Source organism: Oryzifoliimicrobium ureilyticum (assembly GCF_037199735.1).
Classification (GTDB): domain Bacteria; phylum Pseudomonadota; class Alphaproteobacteria; order Rhizobiales; family Rhizobiaceae; genus Rhizobium; species Rhizobium ureilyticus.
Map to the genome: position 1 here is coordinate 26,296 of NZ_JBBBVQ010000022.1, position 20,195 is coordinate 46,490.

The window sequence follows — 20,195 nt, forward strand, 5'->3', positions numbered from 1 at the left end:
CACGGAGGTAATTTCATGACTGGCACTCTCGTCCTCGTTCGCCACGGGCAGAGCGATTGGAACCTTAAAAACCTCTTCACAGGATGGAAGAACCCGGAGCTCACAGAGCTTGGCGTCCAGGAAGCCACGACCGGTGGCAAGGCGCTCGCCGATTACGGTATCAAGTTCGACATCGCCTTCACGTCGGCATTAAAGCGCGCCCAGGATACCTGCCGCATTATTCTCGATTGCGTTGGTCAGCCTGATCTTGAAACTATCAGGAACGAGGCGCTGAACGAGCGCGATTACGGCGATCTGTCCGGCCTCAACAAGGACGATGCCCGCGCCAAATGGGGTGAGGAGCAGGTTCATATCTGGCGTCGTTCTTACGATGTCCCGCCCCCAGGCGGCGAAAGCTTGCGCGATACGGGCGCTCGCGTCTGGCCATACTATCTGACTGATATCTTGCCGCGTGTCCTTTCAGGTCAGAAGGTTCTCGTGGCCGCCCATGGCAACTCGCTACGCTCGCTCGTCATGGTTCTGGACAAGCTTTCCAAGGAACAGATCCTGGCGCTCAACCTCGCCACCGGCGTTCCCATGGTTTACAAGCTGAACGCCGACTCCACCGTTTCGGCCAAGGACGTGCTGGGCGATATGTCCGGCGCTCACTGATATATCGGTCCAGGCGCTCGAGCCGACGAACAGCCTTGAGCGCCCGGACTAATTTTCGACGCTGAACTGCACGCGATCGGCGGCAAAGCGCGTTATGGAGAACTGCACAGGCATGCGCTCCAGATCTGTATTGAGAGCGCGGGTCACGAGAACGATCGCGCCAGCAGCCAGTTCGAGGCTTTTCATATCGGCGGCATCGGCATGTTCCGCCGAGATTTCGGTTTTGGCCCTGATATAATCCGATAGTCCGAGTGCCGCGAAGGACGCGGTGACGGATTGCGTCTCGCGATAAATTTCTGCCAAACCTGGAAAACGGTCTGCTGGAAACCAGGATACCGCCGAAGAAATCGGCTGCTCGTCCGCAATGCGCAAGGTCTCCAGCCGTAAGATCTTCGCTCCCGGTTGAAGCCCGAGCTTTGACGCGATGTCGGCAGAGGCCGCTTCCTGCTTATCGCTCAGCAGCAGACCCCTTGTGTGGCGTACCTGATCGGCTACGCCGCTGGTAAAGCGTGTGCGCAAGCCGATCGGAAAATTCAGACGGTCGCGCCTCTCGATCGCCGTCCCCCTGCCCTGGACAGCACGAACGATCCCTTCTTGCGCCAAGGCGGCAAGCGCGCTGCGTACCGTATGCCGGTTGACGCCAAATTGTGCGGCTAGAACGGTTTCGGGGGGCACCATACCTGTCTGGTCGTACGCCCCTGCCGCGATAGAGGCGCGGATACGATCGGCTATCTGCCGCCAGAGCGCGACTCCGTTCTGTCTTTGCACCTGTCCAGCCATCTCATTCCTTCTATCGGCGTCACACGCTTGTCACGCCGGGATTTTAAAGATAAATCTATGTTGTCTAGTTGTCTATATAAATAGACATTTTGGAGAATGCAATGATTTCTCATGAACCCGATCGCCAACCCGGAAGAAAGCGTGTCGCCGATCTTTTGGCAAAGGCGGAAATGAGCGAACTGAATGCGACTTGGGCCGATGTCGACCCTAAGCCCGCAGTCCAGCCAATTCGAGGGCCTGAAACCGGGCTTGTGATGATCAAGGGGCGCATCGGCGGCGGCGGCTCGCCTTTCAACCTTGGAGAAGCGACGGTAACGCGGGCGACTGTCCGCCTTGAGACTGGCACCGTTGGCCATGCACATGCGCTTGGCACCGACCGCGAGAAGGTCCAACTCGCTGCCATCTTCGAAGCTCTTTGGCAGGAAGCGGAAACACAGAGCTTGGTCGAAGAGAGGCTTCTGAAGGCAATCGAGGCGAGATTGGCAGCGGCAGACAGTCAGAAAGCCGAAGAGACCGCTGCAACGCGCGTCGACTTTTTCACCATGGTTCGCGGGGAAGATTGATGACGATGACATCTGAAGCTCTTACAGGCGGCTTCGACGATCCAGTCTATAATAGCCAGAGCGTGTTTCGCATGATGATGGATGCGATGGCTCTGCCCGGCTCAATCATGACCGTTCGCGCCGATGCCGCGCCGCCTCCGCCCTTTGGACTTGCGGCGGCGATGATTGCTCTGACCGTCTGCGATCACGATACACCGGTTTTTCTGTCTGATGCTTTTGCAGCGTCGCAAGCGCCGGCATGGTTGCGGTTCCACACGGGCGCGCCTCTTGTGTCAGATCCGTCTGAGGCAGCATTTGCCTTTGTCGATGCAACTGCACCCTTTCCGGACTTCGAGCACTTTTCCTTCGGAACGCAGGAATACCCGGACCGGTCCACGACGATCGTTCTGGAGGTCGGATCACTCGTCGGCGGTCATCCTTTGACATTGAAGGGCCCCGGCATTCGTGAAAGCGAAACAATCGCGCCGCTTGGCCTTCCAGGAGGATTTACCGGGATATGGGCTGGCAATCGCGCCCTTTTCCCACGCGGCGTCGATCTAGTTCTGGCCGCGGGCGTCCAGTTCCTTTGCCTACCTCGCTCCCTGTCAATCCAAGCCATGGAGGGCTGATCCCATGTATGTTGCCGTCAAAGGCGGGGAAGCCGCCATTGCCAATGCCCACCGTCTTTTGGCCGACCGCCGGCGCGGGGACAGGACGCTCCCTTCGATTGGTATCGATCAAATTGTCGCGCAGTTGTCGCTCGCGGTCGATCGGGTCATGGCCGAAGCCTCCCTCTACGATACCAAGCTTGCCGCGCTCGCCGTGCGCCAGGCGCGTGGGGATATGATTGAGGCAATCTTCCTGCTGCGTGCCTATCGAACGACGCTGCCGCGCTTCGGGTCTTCTGTTCCACTGGACACGGCAAAGATGAAGATCGAACGCCGCATCTCAGCCACCTATAAGGACCTACCGGGTGGACAACTGCTGGGCCCCACCTTCGATTATACGCACCGCCTTCTCGATCCTTCCCTCCTTGAAGAGGCTGTGATCGATGAACCGGTGAAACGACCTGCCGGCACCGAGCGCGTCATGCGTGTTTCGGAAATTCTTGCCGAGGAAGGGCTTATCGAAGGCGATGGCAGCACTCCCGATGAAGGCAAGGATCGCGATCTGACGCGCGAGCCAATGGAATTTCCGATGCCGCGCGATCTTCGGCTGCAGGCGCTAGCCCGTGGCGATGAGGGCTTTCTGTTGGCGCTTGGTTACTCCACCCAACGCGGCTATGGCCGGAACCATCCCTTCACCGGTGAAATCCGCATCGGCGAGGTGGAGGTGGAGCTGGACGTTCCCGAGCTCGGCTTTGCCGTGTCGCTCGGGACAATTCGCGTGACGGAATGCCAGATGGTCAACCAGTTTAAGGGTTCGGCCAAGGCACCCCCTCAGTTCACGCGTGGCTATGGTCTGGTGTTCGGGCAAAGCGAGCGAAAAGCCATGGCCATGTCGCTTGTCGACCGGGCCCTACGCGCCGAAGAACTCGGCGAAGATATCACCGCGCCGGCACAGGACGAAGAATTTGTCATCTCGCATTGTGACAATGTTCAATCCACAGGCTTCGTCGAGCATTTGAAGCTGCCGCATTACGTCGACTTCCAGGCCGAACTCGATTTGGTGCGGCGCATGCGGCGTGAGTATGAGGCAAAAACCGCAGGCAATCATGACGCCGCGCAGGAGGCTGCAGAATGAGCAATCTCGCAAGCTATAACTTCGCCTATCTCGACGAACAAACGAAACGCATGATCAGGCGAGCTATCCTCAAGGCAATCGCGATCCCCGGCTATCAGGTGCCCTTTGCTTCTCGCGAAATGCCGATGCCCTATGGATGGGGGACCGGGGGCGTTCAAGTGACGGCTGCCATCATTGGTCCTGACGATGTTCTTAAGGTCATAGATCAGGGTGCAGACGACACAACCAATGCCGTTTCGATTCGGGCATTTTTTCAAAAGGTTGCGAAGGTTGCGGTCACCACCCATACGCCGGATGCCACCATCATACAGACGCGGCATCGAATACCGGAAGCAAAGCTCGGTGCGCACCAGGTGCTTGTCTATCAGGTGCCGATCCCTGAGCCGCTTCGGTTCTTGGAACCACGCGAGACGGAGACTCGGAAAATGCATGCCCTCGAAGAATATGGGCTGATGCATGTCAAGCTTTACGAAGATATTGCTCGCAACGGGCGTATCGCCACCACCTACGCCTATCCGGTCAAAGTGGCAGGGCGTTATGTGATGGATCCTTCGCCCACACCGAAATTCGACAATCCCAAAATGCATATGTCGGAAGCGCTGCAGCTGTTCGGTGCGGGCCGCGAAAAACGCATTTACGCGGTTCCACCCTTTACCGAAGTGGTGAGCCTCGACTTCGAAGATCATCCCTTCGAAGTGCAGAAGTTCGAAAAGCCGTGCGCACTGTGCGGCGCCCATGGCGTCTATCTCGATGAAGTCATCCTGGATGACAAGGGTGGGCGCATGTTCGTGTGCTCCGATACGGACCACTGCGAAGATCGGCGCGAGCAAGGCCATCGCGGCGAAATGCTGGCAACGAAGGAGGCCGCCGAATGAGCGACTTACCGCTTTTGAGGGTTAAGGATGTTTCAAAACTCTACGGCAGCCGTATTGGCTGCACCGAAGTCTCCTTCGATCTTTGGCCGGGCGAAGTTCTCGCCATCGTCGGCGAATCCGGTTCAGGCAAGACGACCCTTCTAAACTGTATCTCCACCCGCTTGATGCCATCGAGCGGCACCGTCGAATACCGGATGCGCGATGGCCTGTACCGCGAACTCTACCACATGAGCGAGGCTGAGCGCCGGTTCCTGATGCGTACGGATTGGGGTTTCGTGCATCAGAACCCAGCGGACGGCTTGCGCATGACCGTTTCAGCCGGCGCCAATGTCGGCGAGCGCTTGATGGCGGTGGGTCATCGCCACTATGGAAATATTCGCTCGACGGCACTTGACTGGCTCGATCGCGTGGAAATCGATACGGACCGTATCGACGATCAACCGCGTGCCTTTTCCGGCGGGATGCGCCAGCGCCTGCAGATTGCGCGCAACCTGGTGACCGGACCACGGCTTGTCTTCATGGACGAGCCGACAGGGGGGCTCGATGTCTCCGTTCAGGCACGTCTTCTCGATCTCGTTCGCCGACTGGTCAATGATCTTGGTCTGGCAGCTATCGTTGTCACTCATGACCTTGCCGTTGCCCGCCTTCTGTCTCATCGCATGATGGTGATGAAGGACGGCCGCGTCATCGAACATGGCCTGACTGACCGGGTGCTGGACGATCCGCGCGAGCCCTATACGCAACTGCTTGTCTCCTCAATCCTTCAGGTCTGAGCGGACCGTAACCGGGAAAACCGCTATGAACACCCCCCTCGTCGTCTCTCATGTCGCCAAAAGCTTCACCATGCATCTGCGCGGAGGCATCCGCCTTCCTGTCGTCTCCAACGTGTCCTTCTCCGTCACGGCCGGTCAGTGCGTGGTTCTTGGAGGACCATCCGGCATTGGGAAAAGCTCTCTGCTCAAGATGGTTTACGGCAACTATGCCGTGGACAGCGGCAAGATCGAAGTTCTTCACAATTCGACCATGGTCGATCTTGCGACTGCCGATCCTCGCACGATCCTTGATGTGCGCCGTCGCACGCTAGGTTACGTCAGCCAGTTCCTGCGCACCGTGCCACGCGTTTCCGCCCTCGATGTCGTTGCGGAGCCCTTGGTCGCCAGGGGTCAGGAAGAAAACTCAGCCCGCGAGCGCGCCGCAGAGCTCCTTAGCCGGCTTAATCTTCCTGAACCTCTTTGGCAGTTGCCTCCTGCTACGTTTTCGGGCGGAGAGCAGCAGCGGGTCAACATCGCACGCGGCTTCATCACCGACCACAGCATTCTCCTCCTCGATGAGCCTACAGCGTCGCTCGATGCCCAGAACAGAGCTGTGGTCGTCTCGATGATTGCCGAAAAGAAGAAAGCTGGCACAGCCCTTCTTGGAATCTTTCACGATGAGGAAGTTCGGCAAGCCGTGGCTGACCACATTCTGGACGTTCAGGCATTCTCGCCAAGAAAGCCGGTGGCAGCATGAAAAAGCTCGGCGAAACACCATTCATTCATGAAACGGCGGTCGTGACGAACTCCACCTTTGGGCGCTACACCGAAGTTGCCGAGCTTTGCCGCATCGACGAGGCCGAGTTCGGAGACTACTCCTACATCATGCAATATGGCATGGTCTGGTGCGCGACGATCGGCAAGTTCGCGAATATTGCGGCAAGCGTACGGATCAATGCCACGAACCATCCGACTTGGCGGGCCACGCTGCATCACTTCACATATCGCGCCAGGGATTACTGGCCGGATGCTGACATGGATGAGGACTTCTTCGCATGGCGACGGGAAAATCGTGTCCATATCGGTCACGATGTCTGGATCGGCCATGGCGCGACTATCCTGCCGGGGGTCCGGATCGGCAATGGCGCGGTCATTGGATCCGGTGCCGTGGTTTCCAAGGATGTGGAGCCATACATGATCGTCGGAGGCGTTGCCGCAAAGCCGATCCGCGAGCGCTTTCCCCGCGATATCGCCGAACGAATGGACCGCCTTGCATGGTGGGACTGGGACCATGAGCAGCTGCGTATTGCCCTTGAAGATTTTAGATTCCTTGATGCGGCAGCATTTCTGGATCGTCATGAGGCATAACGACAAGTTTGTGACAGAATCGACATCAAACTGACATCCAACTTTCATGCTGGAGGCCTATGCAAATTCAGGATTTGCTAACAATCAGACGAGGGCATGATGCTGGAACTGAGGGATGTCACGCGCCGGTTCGGCAAAAAGACAGCCGTCGATAGCGTTACTCTCGACGTCCCACAGGGTCAGATGGTCGGCATCATTGGCCGCTCAGGCGCTGGCAAGTCGACCCTTCTGCGGATGATCAACCGATTGGAGCAGACTAGCGCCGGGGAAATTCGCTTCGGCGATCGTCAGATTTCTTCGCTTCGCGGGACGGCTTTGCGGGAGTGGCAACGCGACTGCGCGATGATCTTCCAGCAATTCAATCTCGTGCAGCGCCTCGATGTTATGACAAATGTCATGCTGGGACGCCTCAATCACCGCTCGACAACCATGAGCGTCCTCGGCCTTTTCACCCGCGAAGAGCGCATTGAGGCGGTCGCGGCGCTGGAGCGACTCGGGATCGAACAAACTGCGCTGCAGATGGCGGGAACGCTGTCCGGCGGTCAGCAGCAGCGTGTCGCGATCGCTCGCGCGCTGATGCAGAAGCCAAAGATGGTGCTGGCAGACGAGCCGATCGCGTCTCTCGACCCGTTGAACGCCAAGATCGTCATGGATGCATTGCGTGACATCAACGAACGCGAAGGCATTACCGTCATTACCAATCTTCATACCCTCGATACCGCACGCACCTATTGCGAGCGTATCGTAGGAATGGCGGCTGGACGGGTGGTCTTCGACGGTCCTCCAAGCGAACTTACAGCAGATGCCGTTCGGGCCATCTACGGCACGGACCGCGATGGCGGCAGCATTGACGAACGCATGACCTCGACATCGCTGGACAATGTTCCGGCCAACGCCAGCCTCGCCACACGAAGCCCGCTGGCCGTTGCGGGGCACTGATACATAATCATCGATACCTCAGGGCGATCGATGAAGACCTCAGCAAAACACACCGGACAGACCGGTTTTATCAGGAGAACGACATGTTGAAGAAAACATTCTTCGCCGCTGCGACGCTGCTCGCGCTCGCCGGCGGTAGCCAAGCTGCAGACCTAAAGGAATTGCGCATCGGCATCCTCGGCGGCGAAAACGAAGCCGACCGTCTTCGCAACTACGCATGCCTTTCAGAGCACCTGAAGAAGGAGTTCGGCTTCGAGAAGGTCTCGCTCTTCCCGGCTGCCGATTACAACGGCGTGATCCAAGGCCTGCTCGGCGGAACGCTCGATGTGGCCGAGCTCGGTGCATCCGGCTATGCTGCCACCTACATTAAGGATCCAAAGGCCGTCACGCCGATCCTCACCACCGAACAGACGGACGGCTCGACCGGCTATTATTCGATCGGACTTGCGCTTAAGTCTTCCGGGATCAAGTCGATCAAGGACGCCAAGGGCAAGACGCTCGGCTATGCCGATCCGGATTCCACGTCTGGCTATCTCATCCCTTTGACGCAGATTCCGAAGGATACTGGCAAGCCGAACGACCAGTACTTCGCCAAGACACAGTTCAACGGCGGCCACGAGAACAACCTTCTTGCCGCTTATGATGGCAAGGTCGACATTGCTGTCGACGATTCTTCCGGCATCGGCGAATTCCAGGACGGTTACACCTCCGGCACCTTCCGCAAGCTCGTCGACAAGGGTTCGGTCGATCCGAACAAGCTCGTCGAAGTATGGCGTTCGCCGCTGATCCCGAACGGGCCGATCGTCGTGCGCACCGCCATGGGCGAAGACTGGCAGAAGAAGCTCGCAGACTTCTACACGGCTCTCCCAGCCAAGGATCAGAAGTGCTTCAACGCCATCGAAGGCGGCGACTTCAAGGGCTATGTTCCTGTGAAGGCTGACTTCTACCAGGCGATCATCGACGCTCGCAAGGCGGCAATCGGCGGCTGAGCCTGTCCGCATTTTTATGGGGCGACCTTTTCAAGGTCGCCCTTTTTCTTGATGGAGTATTCATGGCGATCAGCGATACGAAATTCGGCTCCGACTCGGCACGCGAAATTGTCGAGACCTGGAGCGGCATGGTCGCGAAACGCCGGTTTTATACCGTCCTTGGATTGGCTCTTCTCATCGCGGCCTTCATTGGCTCCGTTCGCTACGCTGACGAAGCCAATGCCGGACACTTCTTCGAGCGACTTCCGCATCTCTTCGACTTTCTGAGCTGGCTCGTCCCGAAGGACTGGAACGACGTTTGGCGCGCGCTTCTCGGCTTTAAGAGCCCAAACGACACAGGCGGAGAGGAGTATAACTTCGCCATTGGAAACGTTCCCGTTTCCGGCGGATTCTACATTCCCCACTACATCCAGCTGATGATCGTCACCATCAACATTGCGATCGTTTCCACTCTGATCGGCTTTATCTTTGCCGTTCCGATGAGCTTTCTGGTGGCACGCAACTTTTCTCCGTCATGGCCGCTTCGCATCGTGACGAAGCGATTCATGGAAATTCTTCGTGCGTTTCCGGAGATTGTGATCGCCGGAATTTTCTCGGCGATCCTCTCCATCGGCCCTGTTGCAGCCATTATCGCTGTCAGTCTGCACACCATCGGAGCGCTCGGAAAACTCTTCTACGAGGTGGTGGAGAATATCGATATGAAGGCCGATGAGGGGATTAGGGCCGTGGGGGCCAACTGGAGCGAGCGCGTCCGCTTTGCCGCCATACCGCAGGTGATGCCCAATTTCATCTCCTACGTCATGCTTCGCCTTGAGATCAATGTGCGTGCATCGACTATTATCGGTGCCGTCGGCGGCGGCGGTATTGGCGAAGAATTGAAGCTTGCGATTTCGCGCGGCTTCGGAGCCAAGACTGTTGCGCTCGTGCTGCTCCTGTTCACAACCATCATCGCGGTCGATCAGTTTTCGGCCTGGATCCGCCGCCGCCTCGTGGGCGAGCGCGCCTTCCTTCTGCAACATTGAGGCCTGCCATGACGGTGCTTGACGCCAGCCGGATGCATGAAATCGAGACGCGCTACCCAGAGTATTTCCATCGTTCATTCCGCCAGCGCTTCGGTGGCTTGGTGATCGCCATCGCCACGCTTTGCTATGCGATCTACGCCGTGTGGTTCTTCGACCTTCCGAAGATCCTCGGGGACGCGCATTGGGAACGTCTTGGCATCGCAATGACCCAGTGGGTCAGCTATGAGGTGCAACCGGAGTTCAGGATCAACGAGAACGGTATTCAGGTTCGCTATCCACGCTTTTCGCCGCTAGGGGACAATCCGAACCCGGAATGGATCAAGACGAACCCGGATGGGTCGCTTTTGGTTAATGTCTCCGGTACGCGCGAGGCCGTCGCGATTTCTAAAGATAAAATCATTATGACCGCCGGGAGCGAAGCTGTCTCCGTCGATATCACCACAGACCTTCCAAAGATCAGTGGGCCGATGCCGAACTGGGTCAATATGCACGAAGACAACGTCACGGCCGATCTCGGCTTTTACGGCGATGTCAGCATTACTTCCCACCGCGTCAAGATCCGCAAGCGTTTTCTGGGATGGCCGAACTTCGTCTTCGACACCGACTCGCCCTATTTCGGCAAGTCGACAGGTGAGGTCGTCAGCCTCATCGCGTCCGGACCACGGCTTGATCCGGCGCAATCCAATTTCTCGCTGGCGCTGGACAATATCTGGAATAATCACGCCTGGCAGCATGGCGACGTCTGGACCAAGCTTTTCCAGACAATCGTCATGGCCTTTCTGGGCACGCTGATGGGCGCAGTGGTTGCTTTTCCGCTGGCATTCTTGGCGGCCCGCAACATCACGCCGAACCGGCTTCTCAATCAGGTTTTGAAGCGGTTTTTTGACTTCCTTCGTTCGGTGGACATGCTGATATGGGCGCTGTTCCTGACGCGGGCATTTGGTCCTGGGCCGCTGGCGGGCAGTGGCGCAATCTTCCTGACGGAGACCGGCACGCTCGGAAAGCTTTATTCTGAAGGGTTGGAGAATATCGATGACAAGCCGCGAGAGGGAATCAAATCTACCGGCGCATCCGGCTTGCTCGTCCAGCGCTACGGCGTCATGCCTCAAGTCGTTCCCGTCATTGTCAGCCAGACGCTTTACCAGTGGGAATCGAATGTTCGTGGCGCGACCATCATCGGCGCTGTCGGCGCAGGCGGTATCGGCCTGAAGCTTTGGGAAGCAATGCGCACCAATGCAAACTGGGCAAACGTCGCCTATATGGTGCTTCTTGTGCTCATCGTGGTGTTCCTGTTCGATGCGGCATCGAGCGCGCTGCGTCATCGCCTGATCGGCGACGACCGGCGTTAGGAAGAACTTGCTACGCTGTTCCTCCCGACAGGAGAACGGACGCGGTGCAAGCTTTCAGGAAAATTGCGGGCGAGGAGAACAAAGCGCGCAATCATCATCATTCTGTCACGGTAATCTTTTAGCCGATCCATGCTTGCGGTTGGCTGACAAATCGCGGCAAAGTGCAAAGCAACCCCCCTTCTGATTCCAGGACTCCACTTTTGCGTTACGCTCTTTATTTCACACCGCCGCAGGATCATCCTTTGACCGTTGCGGCGGCTCGGTGGCTTGGCCGTGACGCTTTCACCGGTGACGAGTTTCCGCGCCGGGATTATCAAGGGCTTGAAGCGAACCAGCAGTCGGCCTTGACAGCCGATCCCCGGCGCTACGGCTTTCACGCCACGCTGAAAGCTCCCTTCCATCTCGTTTCGACGGAAAGCGAAGCGCAGTTGCTGGCGTCCGTTGACGCCTTTGCCACCAAGACAGCGCCTTTTTCCATTCCTCAACTCGTCCTCGGCCAGCTTGGACGTTTCTTTGCTTTGGTTCCCGCATCGCATTACGAGCCACTGCAGTCATTTGCCGCGGCAGCGGTGCGCGATTTTGAGCCACTGCGCGCACCTCTTTCTGAAAGCGACATCGCGCGCCGGAAGCCCGAGAAGCTGAGTGAACGCCAGCGGGAAAATTTGATGACATGGGGTTATCCCTACGTCATGGAAGAGTTTCGCTTCCATATGACGCTGACCAACGAAGTTCCGGACGAGCAAAGCGCCGTGATGCGCACAGTCTTAGAGGACCTCTTCGACGGCTTTATCGGGCGTCCGCTCGACATTTCCGGGATTGCCGTTTTCCGCGAGGAAAGCCGCGGCACACCTTTCAAGGTTCATCAATGGCTGCCTCTCCGAGGCGCCTGACACAAGAGAAGATCGATATGACCAGAGAAACCGTTTTTTCTAATGCTCGCATCGTCCTGGAGGACGAGGTCATTCATGGCTCGCTTCTCGTTCGCGATGGCATGATCGAGGACATATCAGCCGGCTCGTCGCATCTTGGTGAAGACTTTGAAGGAGATTATCTCATTCCCGGTCTGATCGAACTGCATACGGATCATCTTGAAGGTCACTACTCGCCGAGGCCGGGCCTGCGCTGGAACAAGACGGCCGCCATCCAGGCACATGACGCACAGATCGTTACATCCGGCATCACCACTGTCTTTGATTGCCTTCGCATGGGATCCGACGAGGACGGCGGTTTCGATAAAGGCGAAATGCGCGACATGGCCGATGCCATTCAGAAGGCCGAGGCGGAAGGCCGCCTGAGGGCGGAGCACCTGCTTCACCTGCGCTGCGAAGTCTCTGCCGATAATGTCATGGATCATTTTGCCGATTTTGAGAATGATTCGCACGTGCGTTTGGTATCACTGATGGATCACGCACCGGGTCAGCGTCAGTTCCAGACGATGGACCAATATATCTTCTACTATCAGAAGAAGCGCGGTCTGAGCGATGCGGAGTTTGCGATCTTCGTCGACAAGCGCGTGGAAGAGTCGCAGCGCAACTCGACCCCGCACCGTGTCGCTATTTCCGAAGTCTGCCGCCAGCGCGGGATCACCATTGCCAGCCATGACGACGCAACCCTGACCCATGTCGAGGAAGCGATCGAAAACGGTGTGCGACTGGCGGAATTTCCCACCAGCATCGAAGCTGCAAAGGCCTCACATGCGAATGGCATGAGTGTTTTGATGGGCGCGCCGAACATCGTGCGCGGCGGATCGCACTCCGGCAATATCGCAGCGAAGGATCTTGCCGAGCATGATGTGCTTGATGTCCTTTCGTCGGATTATGTCCCGCTCAGCCTGCTTTACGCGCCATTCCTTCTGGTCGATCAGGTTGAAAGCATTACCCTGCCAAAGGCAATTTCCATGGTCACAGCCACACCTGCCCGCACGGTCGACCTCAACGATCGTGGCCGGATCGCTCCTGGCTTGCGCGCCGATGTTGTTCGGGTCTTCCGAGACGAAGGCGTTCCGGTTTGTCGCTCCGTTTGGCGCCGGGGACGCCGTGTCGCATGACGCAACAGCAGAATGCGAATCCGTCGGCCGGCAGTGAAAATGGTATCATGGCAGTGGTTGTCGGACCCAGTGGGGCTGGCAAGGATACGCTGATATCGCTTGCCACAGAACATTTTACGAATCATCCTGACGTCCATTTCGTGCGCAGGGTGATCACGCGTGACGGCGATGCAGGCGGAGAAGATCATATTTCCGTCAGTCAGGAAGGTTTTGCCGCGATGCGGCAAGCCGGCAGCTTTGCCGTCTGGTGGGAAGCGCATGGATTGAAATACGGGATCCCTGCCGAAGTTTCGTCTTCGCTCGCGCGAGGCCAATTGGTCGTGGCCAATGGATCACGTTCGGCCCTCCACTTGTTTCAGTCTGCCTTCCCCCGGTTGAAAGTCGTCAACATCACCGCGAGGGCGGAAGTCCTTGCCGGTCGTCTGCAGGCGCGTGGGCGTGAAACTCATGACGAGATCATGGCCCGGCTGGCACGTGGACCGCTGACGGTTCGCGGCGATTTCGACGTCGTCGAGATCGACAACAGCGGGTCGATCGAGGAAGCAAGGCTCAACGTGATCAGGGTTTTCAACGGCTTCCTGCAGGACCTTAAGCAAGGCTGAGCATAAACGCGAAAGGCCGGACGGTGCCCGGCCTTTCTCAATCTCTATCTCAGCCTATCAGCCTTCGAAGAATTCCTTCATTCGGGCAAAAAAGCCGGTCGATTCCGGATTATTTTCTTTCGACGAAATCTGCTCGAATTCCTGCAGCAATTCGCGCTGCCGCTTGGTGAGTTTCTGCGGCGTTTCGATCTGCACCTGGATATAGAGATCGCCGTTCTGGGTCGAGCGCAGGACAGGCATGCCCTTGCCCTTCAAGCGAAACTGCTTTCCAGCCTGCGTTCCTTCGGGCACCGTCACCCGCGACTTTGTTCCGTCGAGGGTGGTTACATCAAAAGTGCCGCCAAGCGCTGCCGTGGTCATGGAGATCGGCACGGAACAGTAAAGATCTGCACCGTCGCGTTGATAGAATTCATGCGGCTTCACCGAAAGGAAGATGTAAAGGTCACCCGCTGGACCGCCGCGCACACCTGCTTCTCCCTCGCCCTGCAGACGGATGCGTGTGCCGTCCTCAATGCCCGCAGGAATATTGACCGACAGCGAGCGCTCTTCCGTGATACGGCCATGTCCATGGCACTTCTGGCACGGATCGGGAATGATCGTTCCACGTCCGTGACAAGTCGGGCAGGTCCGCTCGATCGAGAAGAAGCCTTGGGCTGCACGAACGCGACCGGAACCTTGGCAGGTGCCGCATGTCTTTGGCTGCGTCCCAGGTTTCGCACCGGAACCCGAGCAGACGTCGCATGTTACGGAGGTCGGTACCCGGATTTGCGCGGTTTTGCCGGTAAAGGATTCCTCGAGCGTAATTTCCATGTTGTAGCGCAGGTCAGCACCGCGCTCACGTCCCGATGAGGAGCGCTGCCGCTGCCGGCCACCACCCATCATTTCGCCGAAGATGTCTTCAAAGATGTCGGAGAAACCGCCGCCGGAGAAACCACCAGAGAAACCGCCGCCCATTCCGCCTTGTTCGAAGGCAGCATGGCCGTAACGATCATAGGCAGCCCGCTTCTGCGGGTCCTTGAGCGTCTCGTAGGCCTCGTTGATTTCCTTGAATTTTACTTCAGCAGTGTGATCGCCTGGATTGCGGTCCGGGTGATACTGCATCGCCAGTTTGCGGAAGGCGCTCTTCAGCTCCTTTTCGTCCGCCGTCTTGGACACGCCCAGCGTTTCGTAAAAGTCCGCCTTAGCCAATTTCAACCCCGCAATGTGTTTCCGGCTGCCTTCGAAGGCAGCCGGAATGCAACACTCTCAATTCACCCGTTCAAAGCCGGTTATGCCGACTTCTTACGGTCATCATCCTTGATCTCTTCGTAATCGGCATCGACGACGTTGTCATCACCCGAAGAGGAGGTATTGCCACCGGCGGAGGCGCCGGCACCAGCTTCAGCCTGATTGGCTTCATAGATGGCCTGACCAAGCTTCATGGAAACTTCCATCAAAGTCTGGGTCTTGGCCTTGATATCGTCGCCATCCGGCTCGCTTTTTTCGACGGAGGCCTTGAGAGCCGCAATCGCATCGGAGATGGCCGTACGGTCAGCTTCCGAGACCTTGTCACCATAATCCTTCAGCGACTTTTCCGTCGAGTGGATCAGGCTTTCAGCCTGATTCTTGGCTTCGACGCCTTCGCGACGCTTCTTGTCATCGGCAGCATGCGCTTCTGCATCCTTGACCATCTTTTCGATATCGGCGTCGGAAAGACCGCCAGAAGCTTGAATGCGGATCTGCTGCTCCTTGCCCGTGCCCTTATCCTTGGCAGATACCTGCACGATACCGTTGGCGTCGATGTCGAAGGTCACTTCAATTTGCGGAACGCCGCGCGGAGATGGCGGAAGACCGACGAGGTCGAACTGACCGAGCAGCTTGTTGTCTGCGGCCATTTCGCGCTCGCCCTGCGAGACGCGGATTGTTACAGCCTGCTGATTGTCTTCTGCCGTCGAGAACACTTGGCTCTTTTTCGTCGGGATCGTTGTGTTGCGCTCGATCAGGCGTGTGAACACACCGCCCAGCGTTTCGATACCAAGCGAAAGCGGTGTCACGTCGAGAAGCAGTACGTCCTTGACGTCGCCCTGCAGAACGCCACCCTGAATAGCCGCGCCCATGGCAACGACTTCGTCCGGGTTCACGCCCTTATGGGGCTCCTTGCCGAAGAGCTGCTTGACGACTTCCTGGACCTTGGGCATGCGGCTCATACCGCCGACCAAAACCACTTCGTCGATTTCAGCTGCAGTTACGCCAGCATCCTTCAAGGCTGCCTTGCACGGAGCAACGGTGCGCTGCACGAGATCGTCGACCAGGCTTTCCAGCTTCGCGCGCGTCAGCTTCAGCGTCAGGTGCTTCGGACCGGTTGCATCTGCCGTGATGAAGGGCAGGTTGATTTCGGTCTGCTGTGAAGAGGAAAGTTCGATCTTCGCCTTTTCGGCAGCTTCCTTCAGACGCTGCAGAGCAAGCTTGTCGTTCTTGAGGTCGATGCCGTTGTCCTTCTTGAACTCGCCAACGAGATATTCGACAAGACGCATGTCGAAGTCTTCGCCGCCGAGGAAGGTGTCGCCGTTTGTCGACTTCACTTCGAAGACGCCATCGCCGATCTCGAGGATCGAAATATCGAAAGTACCGCCACCCAAGTCGTAAACGGCGATCGTCTTGCCGTCCTTCTTGTCGAGGCCGTAAGCGAGCGCTGCAGCAGTCGGCTCGTTGATGATGCGAAGAACATCAAGGCCTGCGATGCGGCCTGCATCCTTCGTTGCCTGACGCTGCGCGTCGTTAAAATAAGCAGGAACCGTAATGACGGCTTTTTCAACCTTTTCGCCGAGATAGGATTCAGCGGTTTCCTTCATCTTCTGAAGGACCATCGCCGAGATCTGCGAGGGCGAATAAGGCTTGCCATTGGCTTCAACCCAAGCGTCGCCATTGTCGCCGCGCACGATGTTGAAGGGAACGAGGCCCTTGTCCTTCTCAACGGTCGGATCTTCGTAGCGGCGGCCGATCAGGCGCTTCACTGCAAAAAGCGTGTTCGTCGGATTGGTAACAGCCTGGCGCTTTGCCGGCTGACCAACGAGACGCTCGCCGTCATCGCTGAACGCGACCATCGAAGGGGTCGTACGCGCGCCCTCGGCGTTCTCGATCACCTTTGCGTCTTTGCCGTCCATGACAGCGACGCAGGAGTTCGTCGTTCCAAGGTCGATACCAATTACTTTTGCCATATCATTCTTCTCCTTGAAGCAAGCTGCCCGAACCCTTGAAAGGCATTTCCTGGACAGCCCCTTACGGGATGGTTCTGTGGGATTAACGCAATCGTGATTGCGTTCATGGGGCGTATATAAGGAGCGGTTTTCGCGACTGCAAGGCAAGAGTCTACGCGAAAAGAAGCAAAACGGAATAGCGCCCTAACTTTTTAAAATATGCGCGTTTTGCCTTCCATCGCAGATCAAAACCATATCGGCATCATCGTCCCGTTAGGAAATCAAGAAGCGTTCCGCGCCGATGGTGGGTGGGAACAGGGCCTTCGAGAACCGCATCCGGCGGCACATCGGATGGAGGCACCTCCCTATAGCCCCTTCTGTCTCGATACTGCCCTGCATAGGGATCTCCATCCCCATAAGGATCGCCGTAAGGATCACCTTCCGCAACATCGGCGGGCGGGACCGGTGCTCGCGGATAGACAGGCTGCTGGCGCGCGGCAGAACGATAATCAGGGGGCGGATAATCCTGAGGTGGATAATCTGACGCCGGATAATTCGGAGCAGGGGCCGGGCGTTGGGTTCCCGCGCTTGGCGCAGCTGGTCTGGGTGGATAGTGCTCTTCTTCCCCACCACCAAAGACGCCGGATAAGATGCTTCCGATCGTCGACGGCTTCCACTGACGCGCATCGTCGGATGCCACGGCGGGCCCACCGTCGGGCTCGGCTGGCTGGACAGGCTGTTGCGGGTCCTGCTGCGGCGCGCCAGGCGAGACGTCGTAACGGCCGCCACCAAACAAGGGTGCCGGGGACAGACCCTTATGCGCGGCCACCATGAACTCCTGCCAGGCTTTCGCGGGAAGGCCGCCACCAGTGACCTTCTTCATGGGCTTTCCATCATCGTTGCCGAACCAGACACCGGTTGTGAGGTTGGACGTGAAGCCAACGAACAAGGCATCGCGGGAATTTTGGGTGGTGCCGGTTTTTCCTGCCGCCTGCCAGCCCGGTAGACGTGCACTTCGGCCCGTTCCCTGGTCGATGACACCCATCATCATGGTGTTCATGGTCGCAGCAACCTGCTCGGAGAGCACGCGCGGCGGATTGTCATAGGTGTTTTCGTACAGAACCTTGCCATCAGCAGTGCTGATGCGGCGGATCACATGGGGCGTTGCCTTATAACCGCCGTTCATGAACGCTGCGTAAGCGCCCGTGAGTTCCTCGAGCGTAACCTCGGAGGTCCCAAGCGCAATCGATGCATTAGCCTGCAAATCCGACTCAATGCCCATGCGATGCGCGAGTTTGATGACGTCATCCGGTCCGTCATACATGACCAGCTGAGCCGCGATCGTGTTCAGGGACTTGGCGAGCGCTGTGGCTAGGGTAACCTGGCCATAATATTTCTTTTCGTAGTTTTCCGGAGTCCAATCGCCGATCTTGATCGGTGCATCGTTAAGAACGGAGAACGGCGTCAGACCCTTTTCGATGGCCGCCGTGTAAACGAACGGCTTGAACGAGGATCCCGGCTGGCGCTTTGCCTTCACGGCCCTGTTGAACTGGCTTGTTGCATAGTCGCGCCCACCCACCAGCGCGCGGATGGCACCGGTACCGTCCAGCGAGACCAAGGCAGCCTGAGAAGCGTCAAACTTTCCGCCCTCTTTCGCAAGGATTTGCTCGATGACCTGCTCGGCTTTCTTTTCCAGACCTTTGTCGACGGTGGTATCGACAACAATGTCTTCCTTGACGTTGCCGATCAGCGCCGGCAGATCGTCCATAACCATATCGGCCACATAGTGCCCTGCGCCAGTCCAATAGCTTCTCGCCTTGGCCGGCGTCTGTGACATGGCTGTCTTGACTTCATCGTCCGTAATGTAGCCCTGATCGCGCATCGCCTGCAGGACAACCTGGGCGCGGGAATTGGCCGCCTTGGGATCATGCGCCGGCGACAATCGGGAAGGTGCTTTCACCAGACCTGCGAGCAGCGCAGCTTCGGCAAGATTGACGTCACGCGCCGATTTATTGAAGTAGCGGCGAGAGGCGGCCTCCACACCATAGGCACCCGAACCGAAGAAGACCCGGTTGAGATACATCGTGAGGATTTGTTCTTTGGTGTAGTTATGTTCAAGCCAAAACGACAACAGAACTTCCTGGACCTTTCGCTCAAGCGTTCGCTCCGGCGACAGAAACAGGTTTTTGGCGAGCTGCTGCGTCAGCGTCGATCCTCCCTGGATCGGCTGCCCAGTCAAATTATTGACGACGGCACGGCCAAGACCATAGGGGTCGACCCCCCAGTGGGAATAAAACCGTTTGTCTTCAATCGCAACGATCGCTTCGGGAAGATAGGGCGACATTTCCTCGAGCGAGAGCGCCTCGCCACCTGTGGCACCGCGATTTGCAATGACCGTCCCGTCGACTGCCGTGATCTTCACGTTCGGCGGACGAGCGGGCACCGTCCAGGTGCTGGCACTTGGCATGCGCGAGCCGTGATACACGACCACGCCAGCAACGGCGATCGTCGCCCAGATCGACGCGATCAGGCCCCAGTAGAATAAGCGGCGAATGAAGCCAAAAAAACCCGTGCTCTGACGGCTCTCTTTGACGCGGCGAGATGATTTTGCAGGCGCAGAGCGAACAGGTCTTCCGCGCCGGCTGCCTTCGGCAATACGATCATCATCGTCCAACGAAAAGTCATCGTCGTCGCGGCGATCACGGCCGCTGAAAGATGGTTCAATTCTGTCGTTCGATTTCTTTTTGCCTGCCATTCTCGACGGTCTTTAATCCCTTGCCAGTGGCGCAACTTAGGCGCCCTGCCCCATGTGGCCCAGCGCATCCGGTTGGACTTTAAATGCGGCGATTTAAGGGGTGGTAAACAATCTCTTACGATGCGTGATGTTCGCGTGCTGAGATCAGATTTTGCGCCTGAGTGCAAGAATTTTCCGGCCTTCAGCCTTCACGTGCTTGTCATAGCCCGCCATGCAAGTGCCATATTTAGTTCAGCGACGGTTCATTTTGGAGGGTATTTACTTCGAACAAGGGACATAGAAAATAAGAGGTAACGATATGTTGCTGAAAGTTCTTACTCTTGCTGTCGGGTTTGCGACAGCTGGTCTTACAGTGGCCGAGGCTATGCCAATTGCCTCCGTCTCCGAACCGTCTGCCGCGCCAGTTGTGAAGGTTGATTATGCCTGCGGCCGAGGCTTTCATCTCTCGCGATGGGGCGATTGCCGGCCGAATTGGGGTGGACCGCCGCCACGCCGGTATATCTACCGTGACTATGGTTGGCGCCATCGTCCGCCACCGCCACCATGGGCACACGGATGGCATCGTCCTCCACCCCGCCCCTGGCGCGACTGGTGATCTGCGAGGT

At 57.6% G+C, this 20,195-nt stretch carries 20 protein-coding genes; 16 read left to right on the forward strand and 4 right to left on the reverse strand.

Going from position 1 to position 20,195, the window contains the following annotated elements; translation table 11 throughout:
- Nucleotides 1-15 precede the first annotated feature (15 nt).
- Nucleotides 16-651 carry a 2,3-bisphosphoglycerate-dependent phosphoglycerate mutase gene (locus tag VQ830_RS23495; RefSeq protein WP_337270596.1) on the forward strand — a complete coding sequence of 212 codons (636 nt, stop codon included), beginning with the start codon at nucleotides 16-18 and terminating at the stop codon, nucleotides 649-651.
- Nucleotides 652-699: 48 nt separating this feature from the next.
- On the opposite strand, the gene phnF is transcribed toward VQ830_RS23495, so the two are convergent.
- On the reverse strand, nucleotides 700-1,431 hold the full coding sequence (gene phnF / locus VQ830_RS23500; protein WP_337270597.1) for a phosphonate metabolism transcriptional regulator PhnF: 732 nt from the start codon (nucleotides 1,429-1,431) through the stop codon (nucleotides 700-702).
- Between the two features lie 101 nt (nucleotides 1,432-1,532).
- On the opposite strand from phnF, the gene phnG reads away from it, so the two are divergent.
- The 14 genes from phnG to phnN all read left to right on the forward strand — a co-directional run bounded on the left by phnG (nucleotide 1,533) and on the right by phnN (nucleotide 13,659).
- On the forward strand, nucleotides 1,533-1,994 hold the full coding sequence (gene phnG, locus VQ830_RS23505; RefSeq protein WP_337270598.1) for a phosphonate C-P lyase system protein PhnG: 462 nt from the start codon (nucleotides 1,533-1,535) through the stop codon (nucleotides 1,992-1,994).
- Nucleotides 1,994-2,602 carry a phosphonate C-P lyase system protein PhnH gene (gene phnH, locus VQ830_RS23510; protein ID WP_337270599.1) on the forward strand — a complete coding sequence of 203 codons (609 nt, stop codon included), beginning with the start codon at nucleotides 1,994-1,996 and terminating at the stop codon, nucleotides 2,600-2,602. Before phnG ends, phnH begins: the two co-directional genes overlap by 1 nt.
- Before the next feature lie 4 nt (nucleotides 2,603-2,606).
- Nucleotides 2,607-3,716, forward strand: coding sequence for a carbon-phosphorus lyase complex subunit (locus VQ830_RS23515; protein WP_337270600.1), 1,110 nt, complete (start codon nucleotides 2,607-2,609; stop codon nucleotides 3,714-3,716).
- Nucleotides 3,713-4,591, forward strand: a complete 879-nt coding sequence (locus tag VQ830_RS23520; protein ID WP_337270601.1) for an alpha-D-ribose 1-methylphosphonate 5-phosphate C-P-lyase PhnJ — start codon at nucleotides 3,713-3,715, stop codon at nucleotides 4,589-4,591. Before VQ830_RS23515 ends, VQ830_RS23520 begins: the two co-directional genes overlap by 4 nt.
- Complete coding sequence (gene phnK / locus VQ830_RS23525) at nucleotides 4,588-5,364, forward strand: phosphonate C-P lyase system protein PhnK (RefSeq protein ID WP_337270602.1); 777 nt, start codon at nucleotides 4,588-4,590, stop codon at nucleotides 5,362-5,364. The genes VQ830_RS23520 and phnK overlap by 4 nt, the downstream gene beginning before the upstream one ends.
- Nucleotides 5,365-5,389: 25 nt before the next feature.
- Nucleotides 5,390-6,100, forward strand: coding sequence for a phosphonate C-P lyase system protein PhnL (gene phnL, locus VQ830_RS23530; protein WP_337270603.1), 711 nt, complete (start codon nucleotides 5,390-5,392; stop codon nucleotides 6,098-6,100).
- A complete protein-coding gene (locus VQ830_RS23535) occupies nucleotides 6,097-6,711 on the forward strand; it encodes a DapH/DapD/GlmU-related protein (RefSeq protein ID WP_337270604.1) in 615 nt (204 codons plus the stop codon). Before phnL ends, VQ830_RS23535 begins: the two co-directional genes overlap by 4 nt.
- Nucleotides 6,712-6,810: 99 nt before the next feature.
- Complete coding sequence (gene phnC, locus VQ830_RS23540) at nucleotides 6,811-7,650, forward strand: phosphonate ABC transporter ATP-binding protein (RefSeq protein ID WP_337270605.1); 840 nt, start codon at nucleotides 6,811-6,813, stop codon at nucleotides 7,648-7,650.
- Nucleotides 7,651-7,733: 83 nt separating this feature from the next.
- The gene (phnD, locus tag VQ830_RS23545; RefSeq protein WP_337270606.1) at nucleotides 7,734-8,639 is read left to right on the forward strand and encodes a phosphonate ABC transporter substrate-binding protein; all 906 of its coding nucleotides are present in this window, start codon (nucleotides 7,734-7,736) and stop codon (nucleotides 8,637-8,639) included.
- A 62-nt stretch (nucleotides 8,640-8,701) separates the two neighbouring features.
- Nucleotides 8,702-9,661 (forward strand): phosphonate ABC transporter, permease protein PhnE, encoded by a 960-nt coding sequence (phnE, locus tag VQ830_RS23550; RefSeq protein ID WP_337270607.1) that lies wholly within the window; start codon nucleotides 8,702-8,704, stop codon nucleotides 9,659-9,661.
- An 8-nt stretch (nucleotides 9,662-9,669) separates the two neighbouring features.
- Entirely contained in the window at nucleotides 9,670-11,010 is a 1,341-nt protein-coding gene (phnE, locus tag VQ830_RS23555) for a phosphonate ABC transporter, permease protein PhnE (protein WP_337270608.1), read from the forward strand.
- 200 nt (nucleotides 11,011-11,210) lie between these two features.
- Nucleotides 11,211-11,900 (forward strand): DUF1045 domain-containing protein, encoded by a 690-nt coding sequence (locus VQ830_RS23560; protein WP_337270609.1) that lies wholly within the window; start codon nucleotides 11,211-11,213, stop codon nucleotides 11,898-11,900.
- Nucleotides 11,901-11,917: 17 nt separating this feature from the next.
- Nucleotides 11,918-13,057 carry an alpha-D-ribose 1-methylphosphonate 5-triphosphate diphosphatase gene (locus tag VQ830_RS23565; protein ID WP_337270610.1) on the forward strand — a complete coding sequence of 380 codons (1,140 nt, stop codon included), beginning with the start codon at nucleotides 11,918-11,920 and terminating at the stop codon, nucleotides 13,055-13,057.
- On the forward strand, nucleotides 13,054-13,659 hold the full coding sequence (phnN, locus tag VQ830_RS23570; RefSeq protein WP_337270611.1) for a phosphonate metabolism protein/1,5-bisphosphokinase (PRPP-forming) PhnN: 606 nt from the start codon (nucleotides 13,054-13,056) through the stop codon (nucleotides 13,657-13,659). The genes VQ830_RS23565 and phnN overlap by 4 nt, the downstream gene beginning before the upstream one ends.
- A gap of 57 nt (nucleotides 13,660-13,716) precedes the next feature.
- On the opposite strand, the gene dnaJ is transcribed toward phnN, so the two are convergent.
- The 3 genes from dnaJ to VQ830_RS23585 form a co-directional block, all read right to left on the reverse strand.
- Entirely contained in the window at nucleotides 13,717-14,847 is a 1,131-nt protein-coding gene (dnaJ, locus tag VQ830_RS23575) for a molecular chaperone DnaJ (RefSeq protein WP_337270612.1), read from the reverse strand.
- Nucleotides 14,848-14,927: 80 nt separating this feature from the next.
- Nucleotides 14,928-16,856: a molecular chaperone DnaK gene (gene dnaK, locus VQ830_RS23580; RefSeq protein ID WP_337270613.1), complete on the reverse strand. Its 1,929-nt coding sequence runs from the start codon at nucleotides 16,854-16,856 to the stop codon at nucleotides 14,928-14,930.
- A gap of 241 nt (nucleotides 16,857-17,097) precedes the next feature.
- Entirely contained in the window at nucleotides 17,098-19,590 is a 2,493-nt protein-coding gene (locus VQ830_RS23585) for a transglycosylase domain-containing protein (protein ID WP_337270614.1), read from the reverse strand.
- A 298-nt stretch (nucleotides 19,591-19,888) separates the two neighbouring features.
- Between VQ830_RS23585 and VQ830_RS23590 the strand changes: the two genes are divergently transcribed.
- Nucleotides 19,889-20,185, forward strand: coding sequence for a GCG_CRPN prefix-to-repeats domain-containing protein (locus tag VQ830_RS23590; protein WP_337270615.1), 297 nt, complete (start codon nucleotides 19,889-19,891; stop codon nucleotides 20,183-20,185).
- The last annotated feature ends 10 nt before the right edge of the window (nucleotides 20,186-20,195 follow it).

Coding starts and splice junctions, on each gene's coding strand:
- VQ830_RS23585 (WP_337270614.1), bottom strand. CDS start 19,590: ATGGCAGGCAAAAAGAAATCGAACGACAGAATTGAACCATCTTTCAGC.
- VQ830_RS23520 (WP_337270601.1), top strand. CDS start 3,713: ATGAGCAATCTCGCAAGCTATAACTTCGCCTATCTCGACGAACAAACG.
- phnH (WP_337270599.1), top strand. CDS start 1,994: ATGACGATGACATCTGAAGCTCTTACAGGCGGCTTCGACGATCCAGTC.
- phnL (WP_337270603.1), top strand. CDS start 5,390: ATGAACACCCCCCTCGTCGTCTCTCATGTCGCCAAAAGCTTCACCATG.
- phnC (WP_337270605.1), top strand. CDS start 6,811: ATGCTGGAACTGAGGGATGTCACGCGCCGGTTCGGCAAAAAGACAGCC.
- VQ830_RS23495 (WP_337270596.1), top strand. CDS start 16: ATGACTGGCACTCTCGTCCTCGTTCGCCACGGGCAGAGCGATTGGAAC.
- VQ830_RS23590 (WP_337270615.1), top strand. CDS start 19,889: ATGTTGCTGAAAGTTCTTACTCTTGCTGTCGGGTTTGCGACAGCTGGT.
- phnE (WP_337270608.1), top strand. CDS start 9,670: ATGACGGTGCTTGACGCCAGCCGGATGCATGAAATCGAGACGCGCTAC.
- phnF (WP_337270597.1), bottom strand. CDS start 1,431: ATGGCTGGACAGGTGCAAAGACAGAACGGAGTCGCGCTCTGGCGGCAG.
- VQ830_RS23515 (WP_337270600.1), top strand. CDS start 2,607: ATGTATGTTGCCGTCAAAGGCGGGGAAGCCGCCATTGCCAATGCCCAC.
- phnD (WP_337270606.1), top strand. CDS start 7,734: ATGTTGAAGAAAACATTCTTCGCCGCTGCGACGCTGCTCGCGCTCGCC.
- VQ830_RS23565 (WP_337270610.1), top strand. CDS start 11,918: ATGACCAGAGAAACCGTTTTTTCTAATGCTCGCATCGTCCTGGAGGAC.
- dnaK (WP_337270613.1), bottom strand. CDS start 16,856: ATGGCAAAAGTAATTGGTATCGACCTTGGAACGACGAACTCCTGCGTC.
- phnE (WP_337270607.1), top strand. CDS start 8,702: ATGGCGATCAGCGATACGAAATTCGGCTCCGACTCGGCACGCGAAATT.
- phnG (WP_337270598.1), top strand. CDS start 1,533: ATGATTTCTCATGAACCCGATCGCCAACCCGGAAGAAAGCGTGTCGCC.
- phnK (WP_337270602.1), top strand. CDS start 4,588: ATGAGCGACTTACCGCTTTTGAGGGTTAAGGATGTTTCAAAACTCTAC.
- VQ830_RS23535 (WP_337270604.1), top strand. CDS start 6,097: ATGAAAAAGCTCGGCGAAACACCATTCATTCATGAAACGGCGGTCGTG.
- phnN (WP_337270611.1), top strand. CDS start 13,054: ATGACGCAACAGCAGAATGCGAATCCGTCGGCCGGCAGTGAAAATGGT.